Annotated in this window: 10 protein-coding genes and 1 pseudogene; 7 read left to right on the plus strand and 4 right to left on the minus strand. The window is 63.5% G+C overall.

Annotated elements, in window-relative coordinates; all coding sequences use genetic code 11:
- The first annotated feature begins 39 nt into the window (after positions 1 to 39).
- From IVB48_RS40045 to IVB48_RS40070, 6 genes are all read left to right on the plus strand, one after another.
- Complete coding sequence (locus IVB48_RS40045; RefSeq protein WP_247408706.1) at positions 40 to 1,032, plus strand: tripartite tricarboxylate transporter substrate-binding protein; 993 nt, start codon at positions 40 to 42, stop codon at positions 1,030 to 1,032.
- Between the two features lie 133 nt (positions 1,033 to 1,165).
- A complete protein-coding gene (locus tag IVB48_RS40050) occupies positions 1,166 to 1,648 on the plus strand; it encodes a tripartite tricarboxylate transporter TctB family protein (RefSeq protein WP_247408708.1) in 483 nt (160 codons plus the stop codon).
- 11 nt (positions 1,649 to 1,659) lie between these two features.
- Entirely contained in the window at positions 1,660 to 3,222 is a 1,563-nt protein-coding gene (locus tag IVB48_RS40055; protein ID WP_247408710.1) for a tripartite tricarboxylate transporter permease, read from the plus strand.
- The gene (locus tag IVB48_RS40060) at positions 3,219 to 4,223 is read left to right on the plus strand and encodes a 4-hydroxythreonine-4-phosphate dehydrogenase PdxA (protein WP_247408712.1); all 1,005 of its coding nucleotides are present in this window, start codon (positions 3,219 to 3,221) and stop codon (positions 4,221 to 4,223) included. Before IVB48_RS40055 ends, IVB48_RS40060 begins: the two co-directional genes overlap by 4 nt.
- A gap of 423 nt (positions 4,224 to 4,646) precedes the next feature.
- On the plus strand, positions 4,647 to 6,437 hold the full coding sequence (locus tag IVB48_RS40065; RefSeq protein WP_247408833.1) for an adenylate/guanylate cyclase domain-containing protein: 1,791 nt from the start codon (positions 4,647 to 4,649) through the stop codon (positions 6,435 to 6,437).
- A 76-nt stretch (positions 6,438 to 6,513) separates the two neighbouring features.
- Entirely contained in the window at positions 6,514 to 7,425 is a 912-nt protein-coding gene (locus tag IVB48_RS40070; protein WP_247408714.1) for a phosphatase PAP2 family protein, read from the plus strand.
- A 64-nt stretch (positions 7,426 to 7,489) separates the two neighbouring features.
- Here the strand turns inward: IVB48_RS40070 and IVB48_RS40075 are convergent, their stop codons facing one another.
- Positions 7,490 to 9,880 carry a hypothetical protein gene (locus IVB48_RS40075; protein WP_247408717.1) on the minus strand — a complete coding sequence of 797 codons (2,391 nt, stop codon included), beginning with the start codon at positions 9,878 to 9,880 and terminating at the stop codon, positions 7,490 to 7,492.
- A gap of 207 nt (positions 9,881 to 10,087) precedes the next feature.
- Here IVB48_RS40075 and IVB48_RS40080 point away from each other — a divergent pair.
- Positions 10,088 to 10,217 (plus strand): annotated as a pseudogene (locus IVB48_RS40080) (4-hydroxythreonine-4-phosphate dehydrogenase); the annotation flags it as partial.
- 20 nt (positions 10,218 to 10,237) lie between these two features.
- Here the strand turns inward: IVB48_RS40080 and IVB48_RS40085 are convergent.
- From IVB48_RS40085 to IVB48_RS40095, 3 genes are all read right to left on the minus strand, one after another.
- Entirely contained in the window at positions 10,238 to 10,654 is a 417-nt protein-coding gene (locus IVB48_RS40085; RefSeq protein ID WP_027569894.1) for a cupin domain-containing protein, read from the minus strand.
- A 10-nt stretch (positions 10,655 to 10,664) separates the two neighbouring features.
- The gene (locus IVB48_RS40090) at positions 10,665 to 11,408 is read right to left on the minus strand and encodes an SDR family oxidoreductase (RefSeq protein WP_247408719.1); all 744 of its coding nucleotides are present in this window, start codon (positions 11,406 to 11,408) and stop codon (positions 10,665 to 10,667) included.
- Positions 11,409 to 11,645: 237 nt separating this feature from the next.
- The gene (locus IVB48_RS40095; RefSeq protein ID WP_247408721.1) at positions 11,646 to 12,656 is read right to left on the minus strand and encodes a formylglycine-generating enzyme family protein; all 1,011 of its coding nucleotides are present in this window, start codon (positions 12,654 to 12,656) and stop codon (positions 11,646 to 11,648) included.
- Between the last annotated feature and the right edge of the window lie 105 nt (positions 12,657 to 12,761).

Raw genomic sequence — 12,761 nt, forward strand, 5'->3', positions numbered from 1 at the left:
ACGACAAGAACAAGAGACAAAAATCAGCTGGAGGACATCATGGGTCGGACGTCAATACTTCTGCTCTCCGCCGCCGCAACCGTGCTCGCCGGCACGGTGCCGGCGCTCAGCGCCTGGCAGCCGCAAAAGCCGATCGAGTTCGTGGCGACCGCGGGACCCGGCGGCGGCACCGACAATCTCGCGCGCGCCGTGCAGAACATCATCACCAAGCACAAGCTGGTGGAGCAGCCGATCGTCGTCGTCAACAAGGGCGGCGGCAGCGGAGCGGAAGGCTATGTCTACGGCAAGGCATCCGCCGGCGATCCCTACAAGGTGATCTTCGGCACGTCGAATGCCTGGCAGCAGCCGCTCGTCTCCAAGGTCGCCTTCAACTACACCGATCTCACTGCCATCGCGGCAATGGCGCAGGACGAGTTCCTGCTCTGGGTCAAGCAGGACGCGCCCTACAAGACGGCGGGCGACTATCTGAAGGCGGCCGCATCCGGCGAGTTCAAGATGGGCGGCGCGCAGTCGAAGGATACCGACGAGGTGCTGACCCGCATGATCGAGAAGGCCGGCCACATCAAGCTGACCTACATCCCCTTCAAGAGCGGGGCCGAGACTGCCGTGCAGCTCGCCGGCGGACACCTCGACTCCCACGTCAACAATCCCAGCGAAAGTCTCGGGCAATGGCGCGGTGGAACGCAGCGGCCGCTTTGCGTTTTCAGCCCGAAGCGGTTGCCGCAGGGCGCCAAGGTCACCGCCACCGAAGGCTGGGGCGACGTTCCGACCTGCGTCGAGCAGGGTCTCGACATCAAGCAATATGAGCAGCCGCGGACGGTGTGGCTCCCCGGCAAGGTCACCCCGGACCAGGCGACGTTCTATGTTGACCTGATGAAGAAGGTGCAGGCGACCCCGGAGTGGAAGGACTACATCGAGAAAACCTCCCAGGTCGACACGTTCCTGACCGGCGCCGATTTTGACAAGTTCATCAAGGACGACCTCGAACACGTCAAGCAGGTCGCGGGCGAGCAGGGCTGGTTGGTCAAGTGAGGCGGCGCAAGCCTCCAACCCCTCCGTCGTCCCGGCCTAGTGCGCAATTGCGCACTAGGCCGGGACGACACCGAGCGTTGGGGAACATGTGCGCCATAGCCGGCCATTGTACTTAGCCTGACCGGAGCCTCCCATGATATCGCGCCGCGCCCTCGAACTTGCGACCGCAATCCTCACCGGCAGCTTTGGTGTGGCCGTCGTTGTCTCCAGCCTCGATAACGGTATCGGCTGGTCGAGCGCGGGCGTGGACGCCGGCACGTTCCCGTTCCTGACCGGCATCATCATCATGCTTGGAAGTCTCTACAATCTGGTGCGCGGTTTGATGCCGGTTACGTCACTGGCGAATGTCCCCATCGCGATCACGTCGATCGAGTTGCGCCGCCTTGCCGGCCTGTTCGTGCCGGCGGCAATTTTTGTGGCTGCGATCCCGTTGGCCGGGATGTACGTCGCCTCAGCCCTGTACATCTTCGCGGTGCTGGCGATCCCCCGACAACAATCCGTGCCGCGCGCGCTTGGCATGGCGGCGGCGACGGCGCTCGCGCTCTACATCGTGTTCGAGCGCATGTTCCAGGTGAGCTTGCCGCACGGCGCGCTCGCCGCGGCCTTCGGCTTCTGACGGAGAGGCCGATGGACAATCTCCAGGAACTCCTTCACGGCTTTAGCATCGCGATCACGCTGCCGCATCTGGCGCTGATGGTGATCGGCGTGCTGCTCGGCATTCTTGTCGGCGTGCTGCCCGGGCTGGGTGCTCCGAACGGGGTGTCGCTGCTGCTACCGCTGACCTTCGGCATGCAGCCGGTCTCCGCCATCATCCTGCTCTCCAGCATGTATTGGGGCGCGTTGTTCGGGGGATCCGTGACCTCGATCCTGTTCAACATCCCGGGCGAGCCGTCGTCTGTCGCCACCACCTTCGACGGCTATCCGATGGCGCGCGATGGACGGCCGACGACGGCGCTCGCCACCGCCTTCGGCTCGGCGGCGTTCGGCGCGCTGATCGGCGTCATCCTGATCACCTTCCTCGCATCATGGGTGGCGCAGGTCGCACTCGCTTTCGGGCCGGCGGAATATTTCGCGGTCTATTTCCTGGCCTTCGCCAGCTTCGTGGGCATGGGCGGGGCGGCGCCGATCAAGACCGTCGTCGCGCTGGCGATCGGCTTCGCCATTGCCGCCATCGGCATCGACACCGTTTCCGGCAGCGTGCGTCTCACCATGGGCGTCGACGAACTGGTCAAGGGCGTGAACTTCGTTGTCGCGGTGATGGGGCTGTTCGGCATTGGCGAGCTGCTCGTCGCCGTCGAAGAGGAGTTTCATGCCCGCGCGGTCTCGTCGAAGATAGAGTGGCGCGAGGTATTTCGCGCGATCGGCCGCCTGCCGCGGCATAGTGTGGCACTGCTGCGCAGCGCGGCCATCGGATGCTGGATGGGGATCACGCCAGGCGGCCCGACCGCGGCATCCTTCATGAGCTACGGCATCGCCCGCCGCTTCTCGCGCCGCGGCCGATACTTCGGCACCGGAGAGGTCGAGGGCATCATCTCGCCGGAGACGGCCGATCATGCCGCCGGCACCAGCGCGCTTCTGCCCATGCTCTCGCTCGGCATTCCCGGCTCGGCCACTGCGGCCGTCATGATGGGCGGGCTGATGATCTGGGGCCTCAATCCCGGGCCGATGCTGTTCGTGGACCAGAAGGACTTCGTCTGGGGCCTGATTGCCTCGATGTATGTCGGCAACATCGTCGCCGTCGTGCTGGTGCTGCTGACCGTGCCGGTCTTCGCCGCCCTGATGCGGATTCCCTTCGTGATCATCGCGCCGCTGATCGTGATCATCTGCGTCGTCGGCGCCTATTCGGTGTCGAACTCCTATCTCGATGTCGTCATGATGCTCGGCTTCGGCATCGTCGGCTACCTCTTCAAGAAGCTGTTCTATCCGCTGGCGCCGCTCGTGCTCGCGATCGTCATCGGCGACAAGGCCGAGGATGCGTTTCGGCAGTCGATGCTGATGTCCAAGGGATCGCTCGGGATATTCTTCGCCAACAAGCTCGTGACGTGCCTGATCGTGGCCGGCATCGTGCTGTTGCTGCTCCCGCTCGTGCTGCAGCTTGCGCGCCTGGTGCGCAAGCCTGCGCCGTCCGCTGACGAGATTACAGCCCAAGAGAGAGCTCAAGAGACCGCTCGGGAGAAAGTGATCATATGACCGCACAGCCGCTCATTGCATTGGCAATGGGAGATCCCGCCGGCATCAGCCCGGAATTGACCGCCAAGCTCGTGGTGCAGGACGACATCCGCGCGCGTAGCCGGATCGTCGTGATCGGCGACCGCCGCATCTTCGACGAAGGCGCGCGCATTGCCGGCGTCAAGCCGGAGCTGACAACAGTGGAGCCGGGGGCCGATCTGCGCCTGGCGGAGGGCGAAACGCTGTTCGTCGATCTCGGGCACCTCGATCCTAGCGACGTCCAACAGGGGGTCGCGAGCCTCGCCGGCGGCAGGTTCGCGCTTGCCAACTACAAGCAGGCGCTCGAGCTCGGCCGCGACGGCCGGGTCGATGCCGTCTGCTTCACGCCGTTCAACAAGCAGGCGATGCGGCTGGCCCGCGCCGAGTATGACGACGAGATCGCGTTCTCCGCGGAAGTGGTCGGGCTCAAAACCCCCGCAAGCGAGTTCAACGTGCTGGACCGGCTCTGGAACGCCCGCGTGACGTCCCATATCCCGCTCAAGGACGTCGCTGCGCGACTGTCCGGCGAACGCATCCATCGCGCGCTCAAGCTGACCGATGTGTGCATGCGCAATGCCGGCTTCGCCCGGCCGCGCATCGCGGTCGCCGGTCTCAATCCGCATGCCGGCGACGGCGGCAATTTCGGCCGTGAGGAGATCGATGTCATCGCGCCCGTGGTCGCGGCCGGCCAGCGGGAGGGCATTGCCGCCGAGGGGCCGTTCCCTGCCGACACGGTGTTCCTGCGCGCCAAGGGCGGCGCCTTCGATGCGGTGCTGACGATGTATCACGACCAGGGCCAGATCGCGATGAAGCTGATGGGTTTTGATCGCGGCGTGACGTTGCTCGGCGGCTTTCCGTTCCCGATCTGCACGCCCGCCCACGGCACCGCCTACGACATCGCGGGCCAGGGCATTGCATCAATCGGTGCCAGCCGCGCCGCGGTGTTGCTCGCCGCGGAGATGGCCGCGCACCGCGTGGCCTGAAGCGTATCGGACGGCAGGCTCACATGTCGGCCTTGAGGACAGGGCTGGCGGCTCGGGGTCCGCAAGCCAGGCGCGGGCGCATTGCCTGGCACGCCGCCCAGGGCGCGATGTCCCGGTTCGGGGCGAGGCCGCAATTTCGACACCCGTTGGTCTCCTGAAGGGAATGCGCCCCATGGTTGTGGGTGCTGGTCTGCGGCGGCTCTGTTGTCGCAACGGTCCAGGCACTTTCGCGTAAAAGGCGAGTGTTCCCATTTGCTTGTTGAACGAGGCTTTGGTCGCGTCACCGTGGCGTGAAGATGATTGGCGTTGCCAACCGTCAGCTTTGGCGGCGGCCGTGGAAGCCTTGCATTTGCCCGACAGTCCCTGTCTGCTACAATCTCGAGGCGCCGCAATGGTGTGGCCGCCCGTCGGTTGTTGCGCTTGATGATGATCAAAGTCGACAACACGTCCCCGGACGCCGGCTCCGATCCAAGTCGATCGAAACGGCGCACCACTGCCACTGTCTTCATCGACGTCGTCGGATATTCCCGGCTGATGGGAAGTGACGAGGACGGCACGCATCGACGATGGATGTCGATGCGGGCAGACCTGATCGAGCCGCGGGTTGCTTCGAATGGCGGCAAGGTGATCAAGAGCACCGGCGACGGCCTGCTCCTAGAATTCGAGAACCCGGCTGACGCGATCAGCTTCGCGCTTGGCACGCAGCTGCATTTGGCCCAATCATCCTCCGACGGCGGTAACCCGCTCCAGTTGCGGATGTCGGCTAATGTCGGCGAGATCATCGCCGAGCGCGACGACATCTATGGGGACGGCGTCAATATTGCGTCCCGGCTTCAGGAGTTCGCCGGCTCAGGCGGGGTCGTCATTTCGGGGGCCATCCACGATCAGGTGAAGGATCATCTGCATTACCAGGCCGCCGACCTCGGGTTTCTCACGCTCAAGAACATCGAGCGACGCATCCGGGCGTTCAAGATCGCCCATCGCGATCTCCGGGCTCCGACCATCTCCGTGGCTCATGCGCTGAAGCCATCTGTGGCCGTCCTGCCCTTGCAGATGCTCGGCCTTGAGCCGGGGGACGCTTATCTCGCGCAGGGTATCGTCCACGATATCGTGGCATCGCTGGCGGGCATCCGAGAGCTGTTCGTCGTGTCAAGCACCTCGACGCTTGGTTTCACCGACCCTACCATCGACCCCGGTGCGGTTTGCCATCGCCTGGGCGTGCGATATCTCGTCACGGGAACGCTCAAGCGCAGCGGCGAGCTGCTGAGAATGCGGGTGGAGTTGATCGACGTCGATACCCGATCCATGTTGTGGACCAATCAGTACGAGGCATCGATCAGCCAATTGTTCGACGTGCAGGAGAAGATCGCCACAAGCATCGCTTACGCGCTACTGCCCCACATCCATATATCCGAACTGAAGCATGCCGAGCGCAAAATCCCGCAAAGCATGAATGCCTACGACCTGGTGCTGCAAGGGATGTACCGCCTGTACCGTCTTGGCCATGACGACATGCTGGTGGCGCGAACCCTGTTCGAGCGGGCCCTGGACCATGACCCTCACTATGCGGCGGCCTATGCGCTGATGGCCAAGTGGTACATCTTGCACATTGGCGAGGGGCATACGACCGACTTCGAGGCCGACTCACGCGAGGCCCTCAGGCTTGCTTCGCGCGCCCTTGAGTTCGAGCCATCGGACCCGATGGCGCTCGCTATCTTCGGGCATATCAATTCCTTTCTGTTTGCCGCCTATGATCGCGCTGTCGATGCCTTCGACCGTGCAATCGGCGGAACGCCGAATTCCGCGATTGCCTGGTCTCTGAGCGCGTCGACATACTGCTATCTCGGCGATGGACCGCGGGCGGTCGCGCGCGCGTCATACGGGATGTCGCTGTCGCCGCTCGACCCCTACGCTTATTTCTATCAATCGGCCCTCACCAACGCCCATTATACCAACGAGACCTTTGACGAGGCGGTGCACTGGGGCACCAAGGTGATGGCGGCGGCTCCGCAGTTTGTCGCAAACCTGCGGCTTCTCGCGGCGAGCCTGGTGGCCGCTGGTTCTCTCGATCAGGCGCGCGAAGTTGGAGCCGCGCACATGCGAATTGATCCGTCATTCTCTGTCGACAAATATTGCACTTGGTACCCGATCAAGCAGCCAGCGCGGCGCGCACTGCTTGGTGAAAGATTGATTGAAGCCGGGCTGCCTCGCTGATCGCGAGACGAATTGCGCCGCAGTGCCTGGTCGCCTTCGAGAAACAGTTTTCGCAAAACAACCTCAGGAGGACGACATGGGAATGGGCATGGGAATGGGTATGGGCATGGGTATGGGAATGGGTATGGGGATGGGCATGGGGATGGCCTTCGGGGCCACCCCGCCTGAACTCGGCTTCCGACCTCTCACGCTGCAATACGAGCTTGGGCCGAACAGCGATCCGAGTTTCCCGGACAAGTCGCTGCCAACGGCGGACTGGCAGGGCAGGGTCGGACCTTGGGATCCCGACGTCCTCTCGTTGCTCTTTCTCACCGAGTTCATGGAAAAGTGCGGTCCCGGCTGGAAGTCGATCAACCTTGCCGGACAGACTCCGGACCTGCTGGGTTGGCAGCCGAGCAAGAAGAACTTCGTCAAATTCGTCAACGCCGAGATTCGCCACCTTCAGCAACTCATGCAGACCGATCGCGAACGCTATATGAACGAGATCGTGTTCCAGCACGACAACGCGCCTGGCTACTGGGTGAATATGCTGGACATCAACAACCGTTCGCACTTCAAGACGTTGGTGATCATCAACCTCGCGGTGCGCATTGGCCAGATCGTGGCGGCCCACTACAAGAAGTTTTACAGTCGGCCGCGAGCCTCGTTCGTGTGTCCCGGCTTGTTGCCGGCTTTCGGTCCGCCGGCTCATGCCTCGTTCCCGAGCGGCCATTCACTCCAGAGCTGGCTGATGTCGCTCTTCCTCGCGGAAGTGTTGCCCGACTACAAGGAACAGCTCGAATGGCTTGCGAGGCGGGTTGCGTTCAATCGTGAACGTGCCGGCCTGCACTATCCGAGCGACAGTGCGGCGGGTGAATTCATTGCTCGCGCGTGCACGGACATGATCAAGCACCAGTGCCACGAGATCCCGAAGCTGTTCCAAGATGCCCAGACCGAGTGGAATCTCTCGACGGCACCTGCGAGCGACCCGTTCCCCAACTTCCCTTAAGACCACGGCGGCGTCCGGACCGAACCTCCCGCCGTGGCGGGTTGGCTTGGCCCTGGCACGGCGGCTACGGACTTGGCCACGCCCGGTAGCCAAGGTTGTTGTCGGCGCGGACTAGATCTGCGACCGGCACGGGTCCGACGGCACAGGGCAGGGTGGAGTAGTCGTCGATGTTGCTCTGGTCTCCAGTAACGGTCGCGCGGACAAGGAGTGCATTTTTGACGTCGGCCCGCGGTCTCCACTCGAAGGGACCAAAAATCACTGAGTATCCGCTCTCAACGTCCTTGCCCGCGTTGCTTCCTTGCAGCTTTTGCCAAAGGCCTGACGTCGCATCCCAGGTTTCGGCGGCGTCTCCGAAGGCTGCAAAAACATCAACTGACGCCGCCCTTGCCGTTTGGTCGCCCCGATTGCGCAGAGCGACGTAGACATAATTGACCCGTTCCGGGATTGGCTGCTCGCCGGGAGCGCTGCAATCCGGAGTGCTACAGATCCACAGGACATCAGGAAGTGCGTGCCAGTGCGCGCTGTACGCGTATGTGCCGGCGCGGCCATCGTCGACGTAGATGTCGATCGCCGTCGCGCGCCCCGGCTCGTCCTGTGTGCCGGCCGCTGTGCCCCGATAAAGGCCCTGCTGCTCGAACGCCCAGCGGATGACTTTGTGGACCATTCCGCCCAGCATCGGCGATCCGTCATAGTCGAGATCAGGTGTGCCGATATCCGCATCCATCAACGCCGTGGCGAACTGGGTGGCCTCACGGGTCGGCTCGGTCTTGACCTTCCCCAGCGAAGCGATCGCGCGCACGATGAGGTATGCACAATGATAGGCCGACGCCCTGCGGCTTTCGACGTCCGGCTCACATTGGCCCGCGTCGTTGCGGCGGAGCGCGTCCCCGCCCAAGGCGCAATAGAGCTGGAACAGTGTGCTCGACAGGATCTGCTCCGCGTTGTAGCCGGCGGGATCCCGTAGCCCGTAGGTGGGGAGAGGTTTCTCATACTGCGTGCCGTTCCAACCCCATCCGTCCTCGACCTTGCGGTCGTGGCGCCGCAACGGCAGTTGGATGAAGGGAAACGTGACGCCGCGATACCGGGCGGGAAGCTTCGATGAGGGATCGCACATGATCGCCGCCAGCGCGTCGCCTGCGCTATGAGCGAAGTCGAACTCCGTCGAACCGGTCGCGGCAAGGATCAGGACATGGCAGAACTCGTGCCACACGAAGCGGACGTCGGCGGCGAGCCCCAACGGGTGTTTCCAGGTATCGGCAAAATCGGCGAGCCCGAACAGCATCCTGACGTCCCAGGATGGCGCCAATTGGTCAGCGCGGAATGGCGTTACATACGCATTGATGCCACGGCCATCGCGCGCTCCCGAGCCCGTCAACATCTTGGCCCGGTGTTCGACGGTCAAAGGCAGGGCGACCTTTCCGAAATGGTCTTTGAGAACAAATCCGAATTGTTCGACCAGTTGCATCATTGAGTCGCAATGACAGTAGGCGCTGACGGCGGCAAACTCGTTGGTTCGGGCGGAGAACGCGAAGGGAGGTCGCTGGTGTGGCGGATCGAAATCTTTCCCGAGTGTAGCCGGTGTCAGCACCCGCACGCGCGGACCTGACAGCTTGCGGCGTCCGCCGGTGCCATGATCGAGGTCGAGCAGTCCGACCGGATCGCGCTCGTGATCGAGCAGGTCGGCACCGCTGTCTGGACGCAGATGGAGGGCGCCTGTCTTGCTGTCGGGATCGTTGAGGAAGGCATAACCGGCGCAAGCCGAGGCGATCGGCGCCCGGCGCAGAAGCTCGTCCTCCAGAGGGTCGAACAGGATTTGATGCGCAATCGAATCACCGCCTGCCGCAGGCATGAAGACAGTGGCGCTGATCGCCAGGCCCAGCACGCCACCATAAATCGCGTTGCGGTCGTCACGACGATAGGCAACGAGCCTGGCATCGGTGATAGCACCCTCTGAGTCGGAATCGGCAAGGCCAAGAACCGGGGCTAGAAATCGAAGGGCCAGGTTGGCATCGAGCTCGTCCGCCCATGCCGGATCGAGGCGGACGAACGTTCGCTCGATACTCTCCAACGCGATCGACAGACTTGCGTGCCCGATCGTCGTCAATCGCAGGCTGGTGATGTGAGGGATCCCCCGCCGATGATGGACAACCACGCGTATACTGTGCCCCAGCGTATCGGGGACGAATTCAGAGTTCTCCTCAAGTGGAGCGGTCTGCTGGCACCAGACGATCGTCGTCTCGAGCTCCGAATTCCGCTTCAGTTCACGAGGGGCTTCCCATCGATATCTCGATTTGCCGGATCGAGCCGGTCCATCCGTCTCGACCGTATCGCTCAGGTGGTCCCAATCGCTCTGCGCCAGTGGAAACAACCCTCTGTCGAGCGCGGCCTCTTTCAGATAGGCGAGCGCTGCGCGCTTCGCCGATTGGCCCGCTTCGCCCACTGCCGGGGCCTGCAAATGGCGCAGCTCCCGAACGTTCCCGTGAGCGTCTCTCTCGATTGATAAATCTGGCTCTTGCGGAAGATTCACAGCTTACCTCAAGGGGTCTTGATCTCCGGCACCGCGGGGCTGAGCATGCTCCCAGTGGTTGCGGGAGGCAAGCGGCCTTCTTGTCTCGGGCAAGACGGCGCAAGTGGGGCAAGGGCGGGCATTGCCGCCGAGCGGCCATTCCCGATCTGCACGCCTGCCCACGGTCGCGCCTACGACATCGCCGGCCAGGGCATTGCATCGCTCGGCGCCGGCCATCTCCGCGGTGCTGCTCGCCGCGGAGATGGCCGCTCCGCGCGCCACCTGATTACACGCGATGACCTGGCGTTACTTCGCGACAGGCGTCACGAGCTCCTTGTCAGCAGTATCCACGACAAAGACCGCCAACAGCTTCGCGGGCTCGGTGTCGCTGGCATTGGCGCTGACGGCGTGGCGGTCGCCGGGCTTTTCAGAGAAGTTCTCTCCCTTGTGATAAACCTTGGCAGGCTCGTCATTGACCTGGCTGCGGATCGCTCCTTCCAGGATTGTGGCATAGATGAATGCGGAGCGCGGGTGCATGTGGGCGGGCGAGGAGCCTCCTGGGCCGTACTCGACCAGCACGCCCTTCATGCTCTTGCCGGGAACATTGGGCAGCGCCTGGTCGAACACGACGGTCACCTTGGCCGTGGGTGTCGCCGTCTCGGCGGCATGGGCCGTCAGGAATGATGCGGCATAAACAGCGGTTGCGATCAGCAATCTGCGCATGGGAGTCTCCTCAAAGTTTCGCGAGCCAGGTTGCGAGCGACGTTTTCCCGAGCCGCGCCTCGCCGAGAGGGTTCAGCGACGTGTCGTCGATGGGAGCGCCGTAGTACGGCGCCCTTGGGTCTCCCACCACCGGTCGAGCGTCGCCGGACGCCTTCAGGCGCCGTGCGATGAAGTCATTGAAGGGCGCCTTCTCAGGTCCTGCGATATCGATGGTGCCGTTGAGCGGCTGGCCCATTGCGACCTCCGCGAGGCGATCGGCGACGTCCTCGGCGGCGATCGGCTGAAACAACGCCGAGGGAACGACGATCCGGCCATCGGCCGCACCCATATCGCCGATGGCGCCGAGGAATTCGAAGAACTGGGTGGCGCGGACGATCGAGTAGGGGACCGGAGATGCCTTGACGATGGTCTCTTGCGCCAGCTTGGCCCGAAAATACGCGATGTCGGGCGAACGCTCGGTCCCGACGATCGAGAGCGCCACATGATGCCTCACGGCCGCAGCCGCCTCGGTCGCGGCGAGGTTCTTGCTCGAACGCTCGAAAAATTCGAGCACGGCGGCGGGCTCCCACGACGGCGCGTTGGCAACGTCGACCACGACATCCGCGCCCGCCAGCACTGCTGCCAGGCCTTCTCCGGTGACGGCGTTCACGCCCGATTTCGGCGAAGCCGCGACGGCGTCGTGGCCTTGTTGCTTGAGCTTCGCTACGAGCTTGGATCCGATCAATCCGGTCCCGCCGATCACGACGATCTTCATGGCATGTCTCCTCGGCACGTCGCGGGCGCGAGCGTTTCGGGGTTGACGGCGCGCGCGTCGCGAAAGCGATGAGGCGACTCTTACCGGGGAAATGGGGCAGGCTCTTGCCTGTAACCGGCCCGCCTTGTCCAAAAATGCTGAAGACGTCTGTCGGATCGCCGATAGATAAAGTTGCATATCGAAATCATCCGACGCGCGGAGCGCACCGCTGACGCCGGCATCCGCCAGCGGCGCTCGCTAGATTGCAGCGCGTCCTTGTTGGTGTTCGGTCACAGACGGCATTCGCACCACGCAGCGGAACCCGACATGGCTGGTCGAGGTGTCGACCGGTTCGGCGTGCCGCGCGGCCGGGCGATATCGGCGGCAATAATTCGGCGCGCAGAGGTGCGAGCCGCCCTTGAGGACCTTGCGCGGAATCTGGATGTCGGGGAGGCGCGGGTCGTAACTTGTGTGCTCACCGCCGCCGCGAGGATTCTTGGGGATGCAGCAGGGTTTTGCGGCATCGGCGGCGTGCTTTGACGACCACCAGTCGGAGGTCCACTCCCAGACATTGCCGATCATGTCGTAGAGGCCGTAGCCGTTCGGCGGGAAGGCCATGACCGGCGAGGTACGCTCGTACCCATCCTCGCCGAGATTCTGGACGGGGAAGTTGCCCTGCCAGATATTGGCCATGTGCTTGCCGCCCGGCATCAGCGCGTCGCCCCAGGCGTATTCCTCCGCCTCGAGGCCGCCACGCGCCGCGAACTCCCACTCCGCCTCCGTCGGCAAGTCCTTGCCGGCCCAGCGGGCATACGCTGCCGCATCGCTGAAGGAGACGTGGACGACGGGATGGTCGTCGAGGTCCTTGATGTTGCTGCCGGGACCATAGGGATGGCGCCAGCTGGCGCCGCGCAGGAAAGTCCACCACTGGCTCCAGTCGGTGAGATCGGTGATGCGCGGCAGCGGGGAGAACACTAGCGATCCCGCGTAGAGCATCTCCGCCAGCGCGCCTGGATAGTCCTTCGGATCGGGAACGACCTGCGCCTCGGTGACATGGCCGGTTGCGTTGACGAACTGCTTGAACTGCCGGTTGGTCACGGGCGTGCGGTCAATCCAGAAGCCGTCGACAGCGACGCGATGGCTCGGCGCCTCTTCGGAATAATGATGGTCCGAACCCATGCGAAAGGTTCCGCCGGGAATGAAGACCATCTCGCCGCTCTTCAAATCATCCGGCAACCACTCGCAGTGATCCAGATCCGCTCGCAACATGGTGGAAGCTCCGATACGCGCATTCCACCCGATGCTACTGCGCCAACTCTGGGAGACTTCGACGATAGCTCTTTGCCCTGCTCATTAGACGCATTGTCTGGTCTC

Source organism: Bradyrhizobium sp. 76 (genome assembly GCF_023073025.1).
In the GTDB taxonomy this organism is placed as follows: Bacteria; Pseudomonadota; Alphaproteobacteria; order Rhizobiales; family Xanthobacteraceae; genus Bradyrhizobium.

What these genes read in the sequence shown, in the direction of transcription:
- IVB48_RS40050 (WP_247408708.1), top strand. Translation starts at nt 1,166, where the DNA reads ATGATATCGCGCCGCGCCCTCGAACTTGCGACCGCAATCCTCACCGGC.
- IVB48_RS40065 (WP_247408833.1), top strand. Translation starts at nt 4,647, where the DNA reads ATGATGATCAAAGTCGACAACACGTCCCCGGACGCCGGCTCCGATCCA.
- IVB48_RS40095 (WP_247408721.1), bottom strand. Translation starts at nt 12,656, where the DNA reads ATGTTGCGAGCGGATCTGGATCACTGCGAGTGGTTGCCGGATGATTTG.
- IVB48_RS40090 (WP_247408719.1), bottom strand. Translation starts at nt 11,408, where the DNA reads ATGAAGATCGTCGTGATCGGCGGGACCGGATTGATCGGATCCAAGCTC.
- IVB48_RS40045 (WP_247408706.1), top strand. Translation starts at nt 40, where the DNA reads ATGGGTCGGACGTCAATACTTCTGCTCTCCGCCGCCGCAACCGTGCTC.
- IVB48_RS40085 (WP_027569894.1), bottom strand. Translation starts at nt 10,654, where the DNA reads ATGCGCAGATTGCTGATCGCAACCGCTGTTTATGCCGCATCATTCCTG.
- IVB48_RS40070 (WP_247408714.1), top strand. Translation starts at nt 6,514, where the DNA reads ATGGGAATGGGCATGGGAATGGGTATGGGCATGGGTATGGGAATGGGT.
- IVB48_RS40060 (WP_247408712.1), top strand. Translation starts at nt 3,219, where the DNA reads ATGACCGCACAGCCGCTCATTGCATTGGCAATGGGAGATCCCGCCGGC.
- IVB48_RS40055 (WP_247408710.1), top strand. Translation starts at nt 1,660, where the DNA reads ATGGACAATCTCCAGGAACTCCTTCACGGCTTTAGCATCGCGATCACG.